This window comes from Streptomyces sp. NPDC039736 (genome assembly GCF_055596485.1).
In genome coordinates this window covers 1-18,302 of the sequence record NZ_JBVIUQ010000014.1, presented here as the reverse complement: position 1 = coordinate 18,302, position 18,302 = coordinate 1, and the positions used below count along the sequence as shown (strand labels likewise).

Annotated in this window: 18 protein-coding genes; 8 read left to right on the top strand and 10 right to left on the bottom strand. The window is 73.8% G+C overall.

The features are described from left to right. The first annotated feature begins 6 nt into the window (after positions 1-6). The 3 genes from ACZ56L_RS32015 to ACZ56L_RS32005 all read left to right on the top strand — a co-directional run bounded on the left by ACZ56L_RS32015 (position 7) and on the right by ACZ56L_RS32005 (position 2,580). Positions 7-1,407, top strand: coding sequence for an MFS transporter (locus ACZ56L_RS32015; protein ID WP_471068092.1), 1,401 nt, complete (start codon positions 7-9; stop codon positions 1,405-1,407). 73 nt (positions 1,408-1,480) lie between these two features. Beyond that, on the top strand, positions 1,481-2,233 hold the full coding sequence (locus ACZ56L_RS32010; RefSeq protein WP_471068089.1) for a maleylpyruvate isomerase family mycothiol-dependent enzyme: 753 nt from the start codon (positions 1,481-1,483) through the stop codon (positions 2,231-2,233). Positions 2,234-2,295: 62 nt separating this feature from the next. Next, positions 2,296-2,580 (top strand): DUF6332 family protein, encoded by a 285-nt coding sequence (locus ACZ56L_RS32005; protein ID WP_471068086.1) that lies wholly within the window; start codon positions 2,296-2,298, stop codon positions 2,578-2,580. Positions 2,581-2,603: 23 nt separating this feature from the next. Here ACZ56L_RS32005 and ACZ56L_RS32000 read toward each other — a convergent pair whose 3' ends face one another. Together ACZ56L_RS32000 and ACZ56L_RS31995 are read right to left on the bottom strand one after the other, a co-directional pair. Beyond that, a complete protein-coding gene (locus ACZ56L_RS32000) occupies positions 2,604-2,978 on the bottom strand; it encodes a WHG domain-containing protein (protein WP_471068083.1) in 375 nt (124 codons plus the stop codon). 51 nt (positions 2,979-3,029) lie between these two features. Then, positions 3,030-4,415, bottom strand: coding sequence for a geranylgeranyl reductase family protein (locus ACZ56L_RS31995; protein WP_471068080.1), 1,386 nt, complete (start codon positions 4,413-4,415; stop codon positions 3,030-3,032). Positions 4,416-4,699: 284 nt separating this feature from the next. Here ACZ56L_RS31995 and ACZ56L_RS31990 point away from each other — a divergent pair, with 284 nt between their 5' ends. Both ACZ56L_RS31990 and ACZ56L_RS31985 read left to right on the top strand, forming a co-directional pair. Beyond that, entirely contained in the window at positions 4,700-6,079 is a 1,380-nt protein-coding gene (locus tag ACZ56L_RS31990) for a M20/M25/M40 family metallo-hydrolase (protein ID WP_471068077.1), read from the top strand. A 113-nt stretch (positions 6,080-6,192) separates the two neighbouring features. Then, a complete protein-coding gene (locus tag ACZ56L_RS31985) occupies positions 6,193-6,903 on the top strand; it encodes an MBL fold metallo-hydrolase (protein WP_468690704.1) in 711 nt (236 codons plus the stop codon). 70 nt (positions 6,904-6,973) lie between these two features. Here the strand turns inward: ACZ56L_RS31985 and ACZ56L_RS31980 are convergent, their stop codons facing one another. Next, positions 6,974-8,035: an NUDIX hydrolase gene (locus ACZ56L_RS31980; protein ID WP_471068073.1), complete on the bottom strand. Its 1,062-nt coding sequence runs from the start codon at positions 8,033-8,035 to the stop codon at positions 6,974-6,976. A gap of 284 nt (positions 8,036-8,319) precedes the next feature. Between ACZ56L_RS31980 and ACZ56L_RS31975 the strand changes: the two genes are divergently transcribed. After that, positions 8,320-8,502: a hypothetical protein gene (locus tag ACZ56L_RS31975; protein ID WP_345225516.1), complete on the top strand. Its 183-nt coding sequence runs from the start codon at positions 8,320-8,322 to the stop codon at positions 8,500-8,502. Positions 8,503-8,509: 7 nt separating this feature from the next. Here the strand turns inward: ACZ56L_RS31975 and ACZ56L_RS31970 are convergent, their stop codons facing one another. The 5 genes from ACZ56L_RS31970 to ACZ56L_RS31950 all read right to left on the bottom strand — a co-directional run bounded on the left by ACZ56L_RS31970 (position 8,510) and on the right by ACZ56L_RS31950 (position 13,465). After that, the gene (locus ACZ56L_RS31970) at positions 8,510-9,298 is read right to left on the bottom strand and encodes an SDR family NAD(P)-dependent oxidoreductase (protein ID WP_471068069.1); all 789 of its coding nucleotides are present in this window, start codon (positions 9,296-9,298) and stop codon (positions 8,510-8,512) included. Beyond that, on the bottom strand, positions 9,291-9,827 hold the full coding sequence (locus tag ACZ56L_RS31965; protein ID WP_471068067.1) for a cupin domain-containing protein: 537 nt from the start codon (positions 9,825-9,827) through the stop codon (positions 9,291-9,293). Before ACZ56L_RS31965 ends, ACZ56L_RS31970 begins: the two co-directional genes overlap by 8 nt. Positions 9,828-10,708: 881 nt before the next feature. After that, the gene (locus tag ACZ56L_RS31960) at positions 10,709-11,443 is read right to left on the bottom strand and encodes an ANTAR domain-containing protein (protein WP_471068064.1); all 735 of its coding nucleotides are present in this window, start codon (positions 11,441-11,443) and stop codon (positions 10,709-10,711) included. A 5-nt stretch (positions 11,444-11,448) separates the two neighbouring features. Further along, positions 11,449-12,183: a GAF and ANTAR domain-containing protein gene (locus ACZ56L_RS31955; RefSeq protein WP_471068061.1), complete on the bottom strand. Its 735-nt coding sequence runs from the start codon at positions 12,181-12,183 to the stop codon at positions 11,449-11,451. A gap of 340 nt (positions 12,184-12,523) precedes the next feature. Beyond that, positions 12,524-13,465, bottom strand: coding sequence for an ROK family protein (locus ACZ56L_RS31950; protein ID WP_471068058.1), 942 nt, complete (start codon positions 13,463-13,465; stop codon positions 12,524-12,526). Between the two features lie 292 nt (positions 13,466-13,757). On the opposite strand from ACZ56L_RS31950, the gene ACZ56L_RS31945 reads away from it, so the two are divergent. Next, complete coding sequence (locus ACZ56L_RS31945) at positions 13,758-14,753, top strand: LacI family DNA-binding transcriptional regulator (RefSeq protein WP_468690717.1); 996 nt, start codon at positions 13,758-13,760, stop codon at positions 14,751-14,753. A 24-nt stretch (positions 14,754-14,777) separates the two neighbouring features. Here ACZ56L_RS31945 and ACZ56L_RS31940 read toward each other — a convergent pair whose 3' ends face one another. Both ACZ56L_RS31940 and ACZ56L_RS31935 read right to left on the bottom strand, forming a co-directional pair. Next, on the bottom strand, positions 14,778-16,679 hold the full coding sequence (locus ACZ56L_RS31940) for a serine/threonine-protein kinase (protein ID WP_471068290.1): 1,902 nt from the start codon (positions 16,677-16,679) through the stop codon (positions 14,778-14,780). Positions 16,680-16,752: 73 nt separating this feature from the next. Beyond that, entirely contained in the window at positions 16,753-18,051 is a 1,299-nt protein-coding gene (locus ACZ56L_RS31935) for a DUF6986 family protein (RefSeq protein WP_468690719.1), read from the bottom strand. Positions 18,052-18,105: 54 nt separating this feature from the next. On the opposite strand from ACZ56L_RS31935, the gene ACZ56L_RS31930 reads away from it, so the two are divergent. Continuing rightward, on the top strand, positions 18,106-18,302 hold a 197-nt coding region (locus ACZ56L_RS31930; protein ID WP_471068054.1), incomplete at its 3' end, for a hypothetical protein.

The following is an 18,302-nucleotide window of genomic DNA, read 5'->3' as shown; positions in this document are numbered from 1 at the left end:
GATTTTGTGCCGAACCTAAACAAAGTCCGGACGACCGCGGCGGGACGACCCGGCGAAAGCCCCGCCACCCCTTCTCTCTCCCGTCTGCGCACCGCGCTGACCCTCTTCTTCGCCCTCGACGGCTTCCTCTTCGCCGGGTGGGTGGTGCGCATCCCGGCCATCAAGGAGCAGACCTCCGCGTCGGCCGGCGCACTGGGCCTGGCCCTGCTCGGGGTGTCGGCGGGCGCGGTGATCACGATGACGCTGACCGGCCGTCTGTGCGGCCGCTTCGGCAGCTTCCGGGTGACGGTGGCGTGCGCGGCGCTGCTCTCGCTGAGCATCGCGCTGCCGCCGCTGACGCGTTCGCCGCTGGCGCTGGGGCTGGTCCTGCTGGTGTTCGGTGCGCTGTACGGAGGCATCAGCGTCGCGATGAACAGCGCGGCGGTGGATGTGGTGGCCGCGCTGCGCCGCCCGGTGATGCCGAGCTTCCACGCGGCGTTCAGCCTGGGCGGCATGATCGGCGCGGGGCTCGGCGGACTGGTGGCGGGCGAGCTGTCACCGCTGGCGCACCTGTCACTGCTGACACTGGCCGGACTGCTGCTGACGGTGGCGGCGGGGCCGACGCTGCTGCGTGAGTCGAAGAGGCTGGTGCCTGCGGTGGCAGAGGTGCCCAGGGCGCGGGAGGCGCCCGGGGTGACGGAGGTGCGGGACCGTACGGAGGTACCGGGTGTACGGGGCCGTACGCAGGTACCGGACGTGCGGACCCGTACGGAAACGGAGCGGCGGGCAGCACCCGTCGGCTCGCGCCGCGTCGTCGCGCTCTTCGGGATGATCGCCCTGTGCACGGCGTACGGCGAGGGGGCGATCGCCGACTGGGGGCCGCTGCACCTCCAGGAGGACCTGGGCGCGCACCCGGGCGCGGCAGCCGCCGGCTACTCGCTCTTCGCGCTGGCCATGACGATCGGCCGGTTCTCCGGCACCACGCTCCTCGAACGGCTCGGCCAGACCAGGACCCTGGTGCTGGGCGGGGCGACGGCCGCCGTCGGCATGCTGCTCGGTTCCCTCGCGCCCACGCTGTGGCTCGCGCTCCTCGGCTTCGCAGTGACGGGCCTGGGGCTGGCGAACATCTTCCCGGTGGCGATCTCGCGGGCGGGCGAGCTGGCCGGCCCCGGCGGGGTGGCGGCCGCGTCGACCCTCGGTTACGGCGGGATGCTGCTGGGCCCGCCGGCGATCGGGTTCCTCGCGGACTGGCTGTCGCTGCCGGCCGCGCTGACGACGGTGGCGGTGCTGGCGGCCGGGGCCTCGTGCCTGGGCCTGCTGGCGCGGACCGCGGGGCAGACGGCCGGGCGGTCCGCGCCCCAGGGTGGCCGAACGGGCAGCTCCGAGCAGGACCGCTCAGGCGGGACCCAGGACCCCGGAGCGCGTTGAGGGTCCGCCGTCGAGCCGTCCGGGGGGACGGCAGGAAGGACGCACGGGCGAGGGCCGTGTCAGGATCGGCCGCATGAACACCGGTGAACACATCGAATCCCTGTCCCGCGAGGGACAGTTGCTGGCGCGGTCGGCCGAGGCCGCGGGCACCCCGGCCCAGGTGCCCACCTGCCCCGGCTGGCGGGTGCGCGATCTGGTACGGCACACCGGGATGGTGCACCGCTGGGCCACGGAGTACGTGACGCGCGGCCACCGGGAGTACCGGCCCGGCGCGGGGGAGCCGGACCTGGACGGCCCCGAGCTGCTGTCCTGGTTCCGCGAGGGCCACGCCGGGCTGGTGGCGGCGTTGCGCGGGGCCCCGGCGGACCTGGAGTGCTGGACCTTCCTGCCCGCACCGTCACCGCTCGCGTTCTGGGCCCGCCGCCAGGCGCACGAGACGGCCGTGCACCGGATGGACGCGGCGTCGGCGGCCGGCCGCGAAGTGGGCGACGTGCCAGCGGAGTTCGCGGCGGACGGCATCGACGAGCTGCTGGTCGCGTTCCACGCGCGGGACCGCAGCCGGGTGCGCCCGGCGAAGTCGGGGACGCTGCGGATACGACCGACGGACGGGCCGCCGGGCACGGTGTGGACCGTACGTCTGTCGCCCGACGGTCCGCCCCGTACCGTGCGCGACGACCGGGGCCCGGCGGACACCGAGCTGAGCGGCAGCGCCGGGGCACTGTACGCGGTGCTGTGGAACCGGGCTCCGGTGGACGCGGTGTCACTGAGCGGGAATCCGCGACTGGCCGCCCTGTGGCGCGAGTCGTCGCCCATCACCTGGCACTGAGGACCCTCACCGCCCGCACCGGGGAGGCTTCACCGCGCCCCTGCCGAGGAAGACTCACGGACATGGAGAGCAGCAGAACACGGGCACAGCGGGACGCCATCACCATCGAGATCGGGTACGCCCTGGTCAGCGCCTTCGTGCTGGCCCTGGTGACGTTCGTGGCGGTGGCCGCCCCGGCGGATCTCCTGCTCGACCTCCCGGGGACGTGGGCGCGGGGGGTGCGGATCGGGGCGGGGGCGCTGGCCGTGATCGTCTTCGTCGTACGGGTCGTCCATGTGCTGTGGGGCTACCGGGGTGCGCCGGGAACGCAGCCGAACCAGCCCGGCCGCACCAGCGCCGACCCCTAGGTCCCCGCTCCCCCACGCCCCGGCTACTCCCCCAGGACGCCCGCCACCGCGGCCAGTCCCTCCACGGCGTGCACGAAGAACGCCTCCCGCTCCTCGACCACCCGGTGGAAGTGCCCGAACACCTCGAAGGAGACGAGCCCGAACAGCTCCGCCCACACCCGTACGAACCCGATCACCGCAGCCGCCGGCAGATCCGGCGCGATGTCCCCCGCCAGCCGCTCCGCCTCGGCCCGCAGCCCCTGGCCCCCAAGCACCCGGTCTTCCGTATCACGCTCGCCGGCGCCGGGACAGGCACCACCTCCAGCACCGGCCAGGTGCCGGCGATGCCACCCGCACGCACGCCGCGCCGCCCGCGAACACGAGGTGACCCGCCGCCCCGCACGGGGCCGGCGGGTCACCTCGTCACTCGCACGTCATCCGGTCACTCGTACGTCATCCGCGCGAGCGCCTCAGCCCTCGCCGCCCTTGCGCGCCTCGTCCGGCATTCCGTCGGCCTCGCCCGGCTTCCCGGCGGCCTCGTCCGGCTTCTCGGCGGCCCCGTCCGGCTTCTCAGCAGCCTCGCTCGGCTTCCCGGCGACCTCGTCCGGCTTGCGCTGGGCCTCCGCCTTGTGCACCGCGTTCAGCGCCCACTGTGCCGCGGGGTGCATCCGTACCAGCTCGGCGAGGGTCGTCTGCCCCCGGGTGATCCGCGCGAAGGCCTTCCACGCGGGCCGCAGGCCCGTGATCGCGGCGTGCAGCAGCGCCGGGTGGCGTTCGAACTGGGTCAGCATCCGCTTGCCGACGCCCATCTCGACGCCCAGCCCCGCCTTGATGGCGAAGGCGTAGTTCAGGGCCTGCCGCCGCGCGTCGACCGCGTCCTGCGCCTCGGCGATCCGCACCGCCCACTCCCCCGCCAGCCGCCCGGACCGCAGCGCGAAGGAGATCCCCTCACGGGTCCACGGCTCCAGCAGCCCCGCCGCGTCCCCGCACACCAGCACCCTGCCGCGCGACAGCGGCGAACCGGCCGCCCGGCAGCGCGTCAAGTGCCCCGAGGACACCGAGGGTTCGAACCCGGCGAGTCCCTGCCGGGCGATGAAGTCCGTCAAGTACTGCTTGGTGGCGGCCCCCTCGCCCTTCGCGGCGATCACGCCGACCGTCAGCGTGTCCCCCTTGGGGAACACCCATCCGTAACTGCCCGGAAGGGGACCCCAGTCGATCAGGACGCGGCCCGCCCAGTCCTCGGCGACCGTCTTGGGCACCGGGATCTCGACCTCCAGGCCGAGGTCGACCTGGTCGAGTTCGACGCCGACGTGTGCTCCTATCCGGCTGGCGCTGCCGTCCGCGCCGACGACCGCCCGTGCCAGGACGGTCTCGCCGTCGGCCAGCACCACGGCCGCCGTGCGCCGGTCGGGCACGGCCGCACCGTGCTGTTCGACGCGGGCGACGGTCGCTCCGGTACGGACCACCGCGCCGGCCTTTTGCGCGGCCTCGACCAGCGCCTGGTCGAACTCGGGCCGGTTGACCAGCCCGAACAGCATCTTCCGGGACTTCCTGGTGCGGGTCAGCTTCCCGTTCAGGGAGAAGGTGACCGCGTGGACGCGGTCCTGGAGCGGCAGCACGAACCCGGGCGGCAGGCTGTCCCGGGAGGGGCCGATGATGCCGCCGCCGCACGTCTTGTACCGGGGCAGTTCGGCCTTCTCCAGCAGCAGGACCCGGCGCCCGGCGCTCGCCGCGGCGTGAGCGGCGGAGGCCCCGGCCGGTCCCGCCCCGACCACCACGACGTCCCACACGGGCCCGCCGTCCTCGTCCCGCTCGTGTCCGGCGTCTGCTGCGGCGTCTGCGTTCTCGCTGCTCACGATGTGCTTCTGCTCCTGATCCGACCCGTGGCCATGCTGTCCTGCGGCATCCTACGGCGCGGAGGAGGACTGATCCGCTGTGGGAGGATCGGTCGTGTCTTCCCCGTACACACACCTGTGCGGGAAGGGCCCCCGAAGAACCCGACGCGGGCCGGAGCGCGCGCGTCGTACCCGAAGCCTCGTGCCCGGAGCGTCGTGCACGAGGCCTCGTGCCCGCAGCGTCGTATCCGAAGCGTCGTGCTCGTAAGACCGACCCGTCGTCCGCACCCACAAGGAGCGTGCCCATGACCGCCACCCACCCGATCGCCGCACCCGTCGCCGCGTCCGTCGCCGCGCTGATGCCCCGCGCCAAGGCGGAGCTCGCCGAACTGGTGGCCTTCCAGTCGGTGGCGGACCCCGCGCAGTTCCCCAGGAGCGAGTGCGAGGCCGCCGCGAACTGGTGCGCCGACGCGCTGCGCGCCGAGGGCTTCCAGGACGTGGCCCTGCTCGACACGCCCGACGGCACGCAGTCGGTGTACGGCTTCCTGCCGGGCCCCGAGGGCGCGCCGACCGTGCTGCTGTACGCGCACTACGACGTACAGCCGCCGCTCGGCGAGGAGAAGTGGACGTCCCCGCCGTTCGAGCTGACCGAGCGGAACGGCCGCTGGTACGGGCGCGGCGCGGCCGACTGCAAGGGCGGGTTCATCATGCACCTGCTCGCGTTGCGCGCGCTGCGGGAGAACGGCGGCGTCCCGGTCGGCGTCAAGGTCGTCGCCGAGGGCTCGGAGGAGCAGGGCACGGGCGGTCTGGAGCGGTACGCGGAGGCGCACCCGGACCTCCTGGCCGCCGACACCGTCGTGATCGGCGACACCGGCAACTTCCGTGTCGGTCTGCCGACCGTGACCGCGACGCTGCGCGGCATGACGATGCTGCGGGTCACCCTGGACACGCTCGAGGGCAACCTGCACTCGGGCCAGTTCGGCGGCGCGGCGCCCGACGCGCTGGCCGCGATGATCCACCTGCTGGCCTCGCTGCGCGACGCCGACGGCTCCACCACGGTCGACGGCCTCACTGCCGACGGCGCCTGGACGGGCCTGCAGTACCCCGAGGACGAGTTCCGCGCCGACGCGAAGGTCCACGAGGGCGTCGAGCTGATCGGCACCGGCACGGTCGCCGACCGCATCTGGGCGCGCCCCGCCGTCACCGTCGTCGGCATCGACTGCCCGCCGGTGGTCGGCGCCACGCCGTCCCTCCAGGCGAGCGCGCGGGCGCAGGTCAGCCTGCGGGTGCCGCCGGGCCAGGACGCGGCCGAGGCGACGAAGCTGCTCACCGCGCACCTGCGGGCGCACGCCCCGTGGGGTGCGCGGGTCACGGTCGAGCAGGTCGGCCAGGGGCAGCCGTTCCAGGCGGACACCTCCAGCCCGGCGTACACGTCGATGGCGGAGGCGATGCGCTTCGCGTACCCCGACGAGGAGATGCAGGTCTCCGGCATGGGCGGCTCCATCCCGCTGTGCAACACCCTGGCCGCCCTCTACCCGAAGGCGGAGATCCTGCTCATCGGCCTGAGCGAGCCGGAGGCGCAGATCCACGCGGTGAACGAGAGCGTCTCCCCCCAGGAGCTGGAGCGCCTCTCGGTGGCGGAGGCCCTCTTCCTCACCCACTACGCGGAGTCGAAGAAGGTCTGACGCGCCCTGCGCCCCGTCGGCGGTCGGCACGGGGCCGAACTATGCGCTGGGCGAACTATGCGCTGAGCGAAGTCCCATGGCGGCGGACGTACGCACCCTCGTACGTTCGCCGCATGGACCTCGTAGAGATACTCCCGCAACTGCACATGCTGCGTTTCCCGATCGGCCAGGCCTACCTGTGGCGTGAAGTGACGCCCGACGGTACCGAGTTGACGCTGATCGACGCCGGGAACCGGGACGCCGCCGCCGACATCGAGGAGGCCGTACGGAGCCTGGGCGCCGATCCGCGCGACCTGCGCCGCATCGTGCTCACCCACTGCCACCGCGACCACGTGGGCTGCGCCGGGGAGCTGGCCGACCGGTACGGCGCCGAGGTGCTGGCGCACCGACTGGACGCCCCCGTGGTGCGCGGCGTCGCCCCCACGCCGCAGCCGGTGCTGCTGGACTGGGAACTCCCCCTGTACGAGCACGGGTTGACGGTGCCCGAGGCCCCGGCCACCCGGGTGGACCGGGAGCTGGAGGAGGGCGACGTCCTCGACTTCGGCGGCGGCGCGCGCATCGTGCACGCGCCCGGGCACACGGACGGTTCCCTCGCGGTCCATCTCCCGCACCACGGGGTCCTGTTCACGGGTGACTGCGTGGCGGCGGTGGGCGAGGTGATGCTGGGCGTGTTCAACGTGGACCGGGACCAGGCGCTGGCCACCATGCGCCGGCTCGCCTCCCTGGCCCCGTCCGTGGCCTGCTTCGGACACGGCGACCCGCTGACGGAGGACACCGCGACCCGGCTGATCGCGGCGGCGGACACGGCGTCGGCGGGGCAGTAGGCGGCGGACCGCGCGTCGGTGGCGCAGCCGGGGCCGCCCGGCACCGGGTGGCCTGCCGCCGCGCCCGGTCTCAGTGCCCCGCGACCGGTTCGCCGCCCACCGGAACGCCGTCCTCCAGGTTGAGCACGGTGCCCTCGGCCCGGGCACGCAGCGCCCAGCGCAGACGTTCGTACCGCTCGGGGGGCAGCAGCCCGGACGCCTCCTCCTCGGTGACGAAGCGCCACTGCCTCAGCTCGGGGCCGGGCAGCACCACGCGCCGGGCCGCGCCGCCCGCCAGCCGGCCGCCGTCGAAGAGCATCCTGATGCCGCCGAACGCGGGCGGCCGGGGTGGCTCCCAGTCGACGACCAGCAGCCGGGGCGTGCGGTCGAGCCGTATCCCCGTCTCCTCGGCCACCTCCCGCAGCCCCGCCGTCGCGGGCGGCTCGCCGCTCTCCACGACCCCGCCGGGGAACTCCCAGCCCGGCTTGTACGTCGGGTCCACGAGGAGCACCCGGTCCTCGGCGTCGAAGAGGAGCACCCCGGCCGCGAGGGTCTCGGCGGTCGGCGGCGGCGTCTGGACGATCGCGCAGGGCCGGGCCGTCCCGCTGCGCACCGCTTCGGCGACGGCCTCCGCGATCTCGTACGGGGTGCGGCGACCGCCGTCGACGACGTGGGCGTCGCCGGTGAGCCAGCCGAGGGCGGCGCGGTACGCCTCGATGTGGTCGTACGCCCACTGGCGTACCCGCGTCCCGGTGTCGGCCTCGCTCACGCCGGGCTCCTCGCGGGCGGCGATCCGCTCGCGCAGGATCGTTTCCTCCACCTGGAGCAGCACATGCCGCACCGGTATCCGCCGGGAGGCGAGTCCGCCGAAGATCTCGTCCCGGTACTCCTGCCGCAGCAGCGTCATCGGCACCACCAGCACTCCCCCGACCTCGGCGAGCAGGGCCGCGGCCGTGTCGACGACCAGGCGCCGCCAGATCGGCAGGTCCTGGTAGTCGCTCACCTCGGCGAGCCGCTTGGGCGGCAGGAGGTGGCGGAGCCCGGCGCCGATCACCTCCGGGTCGTACAGAGTGCTGTTCGGGATCAGTTCGACCAGTTCGCGCGCGGTGCTGGTCTTGCCCGCCCCGAACGCACCGTTCACCCACACAATCACGGTTCCCCCTCTGCCGTGTCCCTCGGTGGACTGCCCGCAACACCCTGCCACGGATGCCCGGTCCGGCGGCATGGGGCCTTTCACGGGCTCGCGTACGCACCGCGACGGTTCACGGACACAACCGTGGCCGATCCGTGGCCCGCGCCGGGCAACGCCCGCCCGTCCACGCGCGTCAATGCGGACAACGGGGGCGCTCCCGGGGCGACTGCGGCCGTGACCGCTGGTGACGGAGTCTCGTTGGGCGCACAGAGGTACAGCAGGAGCACGGACGAAGGAGGTGCGGCATGAACCGCACTGTATTGCGACGTTTTCCGGCCGGTGGACCGCGCGGCAGTTGGCCCGCCGAGGAGTACGCCCACGCGCGCCGCGCGGAGGGGTGTCCAGCGGAGGTCGTCATGGACCTCGACGCGGACTGCTTCCTCGTGGTCGAGGTGCGGCGGGCCCCGGCGGAGGCCGCCGTGCTCTGAGCGCGCGCTACCAGGTGGGGGCGGCGCTCACTCCGCCGTCCACCACCAGGTTCGTGCCGCTGATCCAGGCGGCGGCGTCCGAGGCCAGGAAGACACAGGCGTTGCCGATGTCGGCGGGGCTGCCGAGGCGGCCCAGGGGCGCGGCCCCGGTCCAGCGGCGCACGCCGTCGGGCCAGTCCCCGGCGAGGCCGGGGCGGTCGATCAGGCCCGGTGAGACGGTGTTGACGCGAACCGCGTGGGGCCCGTACTCCAGGGCGGCAGAGCGGGCGAACATGATGAGGGCGGCTTTGGACGCGCAGTAGTGCGCGTGCCCGGGGGTGGCCATGGTCCCCTCGATCGAGGCGATGTGGGTGATGCTGCCGCCGCCGCGCGCGGCGAGCAGGGGCGCGGCGGCGCGGGTGCAGGCGAAGGCGCTGGTGGTGTTGGCGTCGTACACCGCCCGCCAGTCCTCGGCCGTCATCGTGCCCAGTGCCTGCACCGGCTGGACCCCGGCGTTGTTGACGAGCGCGTCCAGCCCGCCCTGCCAGTCGGCGGCCGTCTCCACGAGCCGCGCGCACTCCGACTCCCGCGTCAGGTCCGCCTGTACGGGAAGAGCCCTGCCGCCGCGCTCCGCGATCCGGGTGGCGAGGGCGTGGGCCGCCTTCTCGTTCTGCCGGAAGTGGACGACGACCGCGGCCCCCGCGGCGGCGAACCGCTCGGCGATCCCTCCCCCGATGAGCCCGCCGGCCCCGGTGACGAGGGCGACGCGGCGGGTGAGGTCGGGGAGGGAGGTGTCGCGGGAGGGCGTCTCAGGCATGGGCGTCGTCACTTTCGGTCATGGTCAGTGGAGCCCCGGCCCGGCACAACTGCCTCACCAGCTCGGCGTGTTCGGGATACGAAGCACTCAACTCCCCCGCGTCACCGCCCTCGTAGTCCGTCGGGAGGAAGCCGGGGGCCATGGTCGTGCCGAACAGGGACCACACCCCGCCGGGCGCGACGCGGGCGCCCATCCAGGTGCCCGCCTCGACGACGTGCTGCACGGCTCCTTCGGCGCCTCCGAGGCGTAGGCGGTGGCCGGTGCCGTCGGGCGCGAGGAGCAGGAGCTCCAGCGGGTCCCCCTGGTAGAAGTGCCAGACCTCGTCGGTGGGCAGCCGGTGCAGGGCGGAGAAGTCACCGGGTGCGGAGGTCAGCAGCACCGTGATCGCCGTCCCGGCGGGCCGCCCGGCGCCGTCCGGCTTCCCCGCCCAGGTCTGCCGGAACAACCCGCCTTCGACGGGGAGGGGTCGGAGCTGGTGGAGCGCGGCGATACGGTGCGCTTCGGCATACGGACTTCCGGTGTCCTTCACGCGCCGAACGTACCCACCCCCGGACGGCCTACGCCTGCGACGCCCCGCTCAGGGGCGCGGGAAACCGCGCGCCCGGCCATGACGCACCTGCACGGAACCGTGCACCGGCCGCGCGGCGAGCGCTTCAGGGAAAGGACGGGGTCTCCCCTGCTCGAACGAAGTCGAGAGCTTGGGGAAGGGCCCGGGGCCTCTCCTGCCCGAGCCGGGCGGGGCTGACGCATCCGACACGGGGGCTGGGCTCACGGCCTGGCGGGGCCGCGCATCCGGCACAGGCGCTTGCGTGGGGGGCGGCACCCGGGCGGGCCAGGGGGCGGGGGCGCAGGAGGGGCTGCGCCGCACAAGGTGCTTACTGATCATTTCGGAATGAGACTCGAAGTCGATGACGCCCATACGTGCTGCGGGAACCGCGCACGCCACTCCCGTCGCTCCGGTGGCGGAGGGTCTGACTGCCGCTCTGCCACTGCGGGGGCGGCGCCCCCCTCCGGGTTCGCCGCCGCCCCCGCCGTGGGCGTCCTCTGCCGGGGCGCGGGGAGTGCGGGAGGACTCCCCGGCCTGGACCGGCAGTGGACGCGGCGGGAGCCGCCTTCTCGGTGAGGTGGCTCCGGCCCTTCACAGTGGTCGGTCGACCGGCCCGGGGGCAGGGAGCCAGAAGGTGCTCGCAACCGCCGCCATCTCAACCGGGCGCGGGTGGAGAACACCTTGTCCGGAGCATAACCGCGCCCGCGACGGTGCGACAGGTGCGAACAGGCCGCAGTCTCCGCACCTCCAGCAGGTGCACGTCTCACCGGCGGCAAAGGAGGCCGGGCATGCGGGGCGCAAGGCCGGAACGTTCCAGCGGCACATCCGGGAGACGGCCGCGGGTGTGCCGCTGCATGGTGTGGTCAGCGGCGGGGGGCCGGGGGGAAGCCCTGGGGCGGCTTGTTGTCGATGATCTGGGAGGCGAGGTCGGTGATGCGCAGTTGGTGGTGGCGTGCGTAGCTGCGCAGGGTGTCGAACGCGGCGTCGAGTTCGAGGCTGTGGCGTTCCGCGAGGATGCCCTTGGCCTGTTCGATGACGATGCGCGAGTGCAGGGCGTACTGGAGCTGGGCGCGCTCGACGTCGCCGCGGGCGATGGTGCGCTGCTGGAGGATGGCGATGGTGGCCACGTCGGAGAGGGCCTGGCCGACGGTGAGGTCCTGGGCGCTGAGGCGTTCGGGGCGGGAGCTGAAGAGGTTGAGGGCGCCGATGACCTGTTCGCGCAGCCGCATGGGCAGGGCGTGCGTGCTGACGAAGCCGCGCTCGCGGGCCCGTTGCGCGAAGGGCCCGAAGTCGGCGGTGGCGGCAGCCGAGGTGAGGTCGATGTTCAGCTGGCCCTGCCCGGTGTGGTAGCAGGACACGCAAGGCCCCTGCTCGTGCTGGAGCGCGAAGAGTTCCAGGAGCCGGGTGCGCTCGTCGGAAGCGGCGATCAGCTGGAGCTGGCCGAACTCATCGACCAGCAGCACCCCCGCTGCGTCCACGTCGAGGAGCTCCACGCAGCGTGTGCTGAGCCGGTGCAGGAAATCGATCAGGTCGAAGTCGTGGGTCAGGGTGTCCACGGCTTCGACCAGGATGTCCATCACGCGTTGCTGGCTGCTCATCGCCGTCATCCCTCTGTCCCGGACGGAAGTGCCGTCCCCTCGTAAGTGTCCCGGAAATGCAAGCGCCGCGTCACCACTTCATCGGCAACGACCTCCAGCGTCCGCTCCCGCCGGAAGGCGTGGGCGCGCAGCAGAGCCAGCGCCTGGTCCAGCGAAAGGGACGCCTGCACACTGACCATGCCGGTGGCCTGATGGATCGCGGCCCGGTGCAGCCCGCCCCCGGCGCCGTCCTGCTGCAGGAAGGGATGGCCCGGGGCCGCCCCCCGGGGCAGGACCGCGGTGAGCGTGGCTGCCAGGATCAGCGCGTTGTCGGTCTGCGTGGACGTCAGGGGGCCCGGAGAGCTCCGCTGCACGGTGAACACCCCGAGGCAGGCCCCTCCGATCCGCAACGGGAAGCAGAACACAGCCCGCACGCCCAGCTCCTGCACGGCCGGCAACAACAGCGGCCACCGGTCGGCGGGCACGGTGGCAAGGTCGGGGACCAGCACAAGTGAGCGGGAACGGGCGGAGTCCGCCCCCGGGCCCTCGCCGACCGTGAACTGGACGTCCTCCAGCAGAGAGCTGGCCCCCGGGCTCGACCACACCCGCTCGAACCCGTCCGTATCCGTGAGGACCGAGACGGCGACCCCGTCTGCTCCCAGAACCGTCGCGCACAGCTGCGGGTCCCCACCCACCAGCTCGCCGGAACCCGACGAGACCAGGGCAGCCAGTACAGCGGCCAGTCGTGCGTCCTGCCCCACCGTGTCACCGCTTCCCAGGCCGCCGAACGCCCCGCTCCCATCGAGCAGCCCGCACCGTCAGCCTACCGGCCCGCCCCCCGATCCCACCCGGCAGCGGCCCGGCCGGCCGGACCCGCCGGAAAGGCGACTGGTGAGTGATCGGTGGCGCGCCGATTCGGAATGAGTTCGATTGTGCAGCTCCGCAGTCGGCCCGGTGGCAGGCAGAGTGGCACGGACGACGGATGGTCTTGTGCCTGATGACCTGTGGGAACGTGTGGCCCTGCTACCGCCTTCGCGTCCGCCGAAAGGACCGGGTCCCGGAAGAGGACCCGGGGTCCGGAGAGGGCCGAGGATGCCGTCCTCAGCACGGGTCCAGCAGCACCGCCCCCGCCGCCCCCACCAACCCCGCCTCCGTCCCCATCCTCGCCGGCACCACCCGCAGCCCCCGCACGAAGGACAGCTTCGCGTACTCCCCCAGCGCCCTCCGCAACGGCGTGAAGAGGACCTCGCCCGCCCCCGCCACTCCCCCGCCGACCACCGCGATCTCCACCTCCACCAGCGTCGCCGTCGCCGCGATCCCCGCGGCCAGCGCCCGGGCGGCGCGCTCGAAGGACGCGATGGCGACCGGGTCACCGGCCGCGGCCGCCGTCGCGACCGCCGCCGCCGTCGTGTCGCCGTCGGGGCCCGGCCGCCACCCCTGTTCCACCGCGCGGCGCGCGATGTTGGGGCCGCTGGCGATGCGCTCCACGCAGCCGCGCGAGCCGCACGGGCACAGGTCGCCCGCCAACTCCACGCTGATGTGGCCGATATGACCCGCGTTGCCGGTGGGGCCCGGGTGGAGCCGGCCGTTGAGGACCAGCCCTCCGCCCACCCCGGTCGAGACCACCAGGCACAGGGCGTTGTCGTAGCCGCGCGCCGCGCCCTGCCAGTGTTCGGCCGCGGTCATCGCGACGCCGTCGCCCACGAGGCGTACGGGAAGCCCGTCGACCACCGCGCCGACCCGTGCGACCAGCGGAAACCCGCGCCAGCCAAGGACGTTGACCGGGCTGACCGTCCCGGCGGACGCGTCGACGGGGCCCGCGCTGCCGATGCCCACGGCCCGCGCCCCGGCCCAGAGCGGGGACGTGCGCAGTTCGGCGATGACCTCCTCGACCGCGCCCATCACCGCGTCCGCGTCCTCCTGCGCCGGGGTCGCCCGTTGTGCCTTGACATGGATCCGGCCGGTGTCGTCGACGAGCGCGCCCGCGATCTTGGTTCCGCCGATGTCGAGCGCGGCGACGAGGTCGGTGAACTCGGAGGACATCGGCGAACATCTCCAGTAGGAAGAGGAACAGGAAAGATCAAACGACGGAGTCAGTCTCCATTTTGCTGACAACGTTGTCCAGATGGCGGGGCCCTATGCTCGATGCCACACCGACACCCACCCGCCCACACCGGCACCGCCGCCCCGCGATCCCCTCCTCCGACCGACAGGACAGCGCACCGTGGCCGACACCGCTCCTCCGCCTTCCGCCGCAGGGAGGTCCCAGTCCTCCGACGCGGGGAAACACTTCCGCCCCGTCCCGCCGCAACGCCGTTACGGCAACCGGCCGACGATGAAGGACGTCGCCGCCCGCGCGGGCGTCGGCCTCAAGACGGTGTCCCGCGTCGTCAACGCCGAACCGGGCGTCACCCCCGACACCGAACGGCGCGTCAAGGAGGCCATCGACGCCCTGGGCTTCCGCCGCAACGACAGCGCCCGGGTCCTGCGCAAGGGCCGCACGGCCAGCATCGGGCTGGTCCTGGAGGACCTCGCCGACCCCTTCTACGGGCCGCTGAACCGCGCCGTGGAGGAGGTCGCCCGCGCGCACGGGGCGCTGCTCATCAACGGTTCCAGCGCCGAAGACCCGGACCGCGAGCAGGAGTTGGTGCTCGCGCTGTGCGCGCGCCGGGTCGACGGACTGATCGTGATCCCCGCCGGGGACGACCACCGCTATCTGGAGCCGGAGATGGCGGCGGGGGTGGCCACCGTGTTCGTGGACCGCCCGGCGGGCCGGATCGACGCCGATGTCGTACGGTCCGACAGCTTCGGCGGCGCACGAGCGGGGGTCGCCCATCTCATCGCCCACGGGCACCGCAGGATCGGCTTCATCGGCGACCAGCCGCGCATCCACACCGCGACCGAGCGCCTGCGCGGCTACCACGCGGCGATGGCGGACGCGGGGCTCGCGGTGGCACCGGAGTGGGTCGCCCTCGGCAGCACGCGACCGGAGCGGGTGCGGGCCGCGGCACGGACGATGCTGGACGCGCCGCACGAGCCGGTGACCGCGGTGTTCACCGGCAACAACCGGGTGACAGTCACGGTCGTACGGGTCCTGGCCGAGCGCGAACGGCCGGTCGCCCTGGTCGGGTTCGACGACTTCGAGCTCGCGGACCTGCTGGTCCCCGGGGTCACCGTCGTCGCCCAGGACGCGGCGACGCTCGGCCGCACCGCCGCCGACCTGCTGTTCAGCAGGCTCGACGGGGCGGGCGGCGCACCGTCGCACGTGGTGCTGGAGACGCGGCTGGTGGCCCGGGGCTCGGGCGAGATCCCGCCGTGGGACGCCGGCTGATCCGCCCGGCGGGGGCGGGCCGGGTCAGCAGGTGGGCAGTCCGGGCAGCGGCTTGTCGTTGTCGCCGCCCTTGAGGTAGACCACGCTGACGTACACCCCGGTGTTGCCGCTGTCGTCGTCGGTCCTGGCCCACCAGACGTTCGTCCACTTCCCGTAGGTGACCCGGCGGCCCAGGTCGGCCTGGCAGTAGAAGTAGTTGGTGCCCGCGTTGAGCGTCCCCGCGCGCTCGCCGCCCGCGCGGATCGACTCCGCGGTGCGCCAGACGTCGCAGTTGTACTTGCCGCCGCCCGCGCCGTGACACGCCGGTGCCGCGGGCGGCGGGGGCGGGTTGTTCCCCCCGGTGGTGCGGCCTGGGTCGCCGCCGGCGGAGCCGCCGCCGGAACCGGAGGAGCCGCCGCCCGGCTTGCCGCCGGCGGAACCGCCGGTCGCCGCACCGCCGTTCCCGCCATCGGAGGTCTTGCCCTTGTCGGCGTCGTCCCGCTTCTTGCCGTCCTTGGCGGGCGGCGGCGTCTTCTTCCCGGTGTCCTTGCTCTTGCCGGGGGGCGTGGGCAGCGCGGTCTTCAGGCCGGCGTCGGTCGGCAGGGCCCCCGGCGGCAGCGCGCCGTCCTGGCGCGGTGCGCCGTCGCCGGACACGGGCGCGGTGGCCGTCGGACCGCCGAACGCCCGGGTGTCGCCGCCGTCCCGCTGGCTCACCGCGTAGGTGACGCCCGCGCCGACCAGCAGCACCCCGGCCACGCCTGCCGCGACCACGGCTTTGCGTCGGCCTCCGGACGCGGCGTCGGCCTGCGCCCGCCGTCGGCCGGACGGCTCCGCCGCCGGGGCTCCGACGGAGGGTCCTGGCCCGGGAACGTAACTCCGGCCCGGAGGCACCGGTCCCCCCGGGAACGCGGGCGATCGCCCGCCGACGGAGTCCGGGCCGGTCCCGTAGGGGGGATGTGCAGCGGCGGGGCCGGGCCCAGTCCCGTGGGCCGGGGCGTTCGGGCCGTAGGCGGCACCGTATGCCGGGGACGGCGAGGGGGACGGTGGGCCGAAGCCCGGCGCCTGCTGCCCGTACGACGCGGCGGGGCCGAACCCCCGCGGGGCCGCGGACGTCCCGTCGGCGACGGCGGTGAGCAGCCGGGCGGCCTCCTCCGCGTCGGGGCGCCGCGCCGGGTCCTTGCACAGCAGCCGTTCCAGCACGGGTGCGAGCGGCCCGGAGCGCACCGGCTCCGGCAGCGGTTCCACGACGATCGCGGTCAGCGTCGACCAGGTCGACGTACGGCGGAACGGCGAACCGCCCTCCACCGCCGCGTACAGCGTGGCGCCCAGCGCCCAGACGTCGGAGGCGGGCCCCGGCTCCTGCCCCTGGGCGCGTTCGGGCGCCAAGTAGTCGAGGGAGCCGACCAGTTCGCCGCTGCGCGTGAGGTGGGTGGCCGAGCCGTCGCCGGGGTCGTCCATGGCGGCGATACCGAAGTCGGTGAGGACGACGCGGCCGCCGCGCTCCAGCAGGATGTTGCCGGGCTTGACGTCGCGGTGCAGCACGCCGACGCGGTGGGCGGCGGCCAGCGACTCCAGCACCTTCGCGCCGATGCCCGCCGCCTCGCGGGGGTCGAGGGGGCCGCGCTCGCCGAGGACGTCGTCGAGCGAGGGGCCGTCGACCAGTTCCATCACGATGACGGGGCGGCCGTCGTGCTCGGTGACGTCGTGGACGGCGACGACTCCGGGGTGCCGGACCCGGGCGGCGGCCCGTGCCTCGCGCTGCATGCGCAGCTTCAGGTCGGCCAGTTCGGGCGCGGAGGAGTCGTTGTACGTACGGAGTTCCTTGACGGCGACCTCGCGGCCCAGCACCTCGTCCACGGCGCGCCAGACGACGCCCATGCCGCCGCGCCCCAGCTGCTCGATCACCCGGTAGCGGCCGGCCAGCCGCTCGTTGTCCCCCGTGGCCACCACTGCCCCGTTCCGTCACGCCAAAAGTGGTCGTGCACAGAGTACGGGGCAGCGGTGACAGCCGGGCGGGCGGTTACCGGGCGGACGCCGTGAGGTCCCCGCGGCGCGGTGCGGCGAAACCCTCCAGGTCGGCCTGGGTCAGGCCGCTGAGCCCGGCCACCTCGGCGGCGTCGAGGGCGCCGCACTGTACGCCGCGCAGCAGGTAGGAGGCGAGCGCCTTGGCGGAGGCGGGCTCGTCGGCGACGTCGCCGCCGGTGACCTGGTTGGCGTACGCGGCCAGGCGCGCGGCGGCCTGCTCGAAGCCCTCGCGGTAGTAGGTGAAGACGGCCGCGTAGCGGGTCGGCAGGTGGCCGGGGTGCATGTCCCAGCCCTGGAAGTAGGCGCGGGCCAGGGCGCGGCGGGTGAGGCCGTAGTGCAGGCGCCAGGCGTCGTGCACCTTCTCGGTGGAGCCGACGGGCAGGACGTTGGTGGAGCCGTCCGAGACGCGCACGCCGGTGCCTGCGGCCGCGACCTGCATGACCGCCTTGGCGTGGTCGGCGGCCGGGTGGTCGCTGGCCTGGTAGGCGGCGCTGACGCCGAGGCAGGCGCTGTAGTCGAAGGTGCCGTAGTGCAGGCCGGTGGCGCGGCCCTCGGCGGCGTCGATCATGCGGGCGACGGTGGCGGTGCCGTCGGCGCCGAGGATGGACTGGCTGGTCTCGATCTGGATCTCGAAGCCGATCCGGCCCCCGGGCAGCCCGTGCGCCTTCTCGAAGGCCTCCACCAGGCGCACCATCGCGGTGACCTGCTCGCAGTACGTCACCTTGGGAAGCGTGAGCACGAGGCCGTCGGGCAGGCCGCCGTTCTCCATCAGGCCGGTGAGGAAGACGTCCAGCGTGCGGATGGCCCGCTCGCGCACCGGAGCCTCGAAGCACTTCATGCGGATGCCGGTGTACGGAGCGGCCGTGCCGTCCCGGTAGGAGGCGGCCACCAGGCGTGCGGCCCGGGCGGCGTAGGCGTCCTCCTCGGCGGCGGGGCCGGTGTAGCCGTCCTCGAAGTCGACCCGGAGGTCCTCGACCGGCTCGCGCTCCAGCTTGGCGCGCACACGGTCGTGGACGGCGTCGGCGAGGGAGGGGTCGAGGCCGAGCACCTCGGCGAACACGCCGGCGTTCGGCGCGTGCTCGTCGAGCATCCTCAGCGCCTGGTCGCCCCAGGAGCGGAGGGTGCCGGCGTCGTAGAGGTTGCCGGGAACGTACACGGTGTGGACGGGCTGCCGGGTTCCGGGGTCTCCGGGGTAGCGGCGTTCGAGCTCCGCGTCCACGGACGCGAGGGACGCGCTGATCCCCTCGCTGACCGCACCGGCGAGGCTCGTTGCCACCTTCTCCTGCTGACCCATTCCAACCCTCCAAGTTTCCGCTTCACGGAATCAACAATCCGCATAGTGAAGTTAATGCGGCTCACGACGGGAGTCAATGGGTGCCTGACACACGTACCGGAACGGCTCGGGGCCGCCCGGCGGCACATGCCGGGCGGCCCCGAGTCGTACGGAATGCGCAGGTCAGCCCTTGCGGGTTTCGACCTCGGCGGTGAGCTGGGGGACGACCTCGAAGAGGTCGCCGACGACGCCGTAGTCGACGAGTTCGAAGA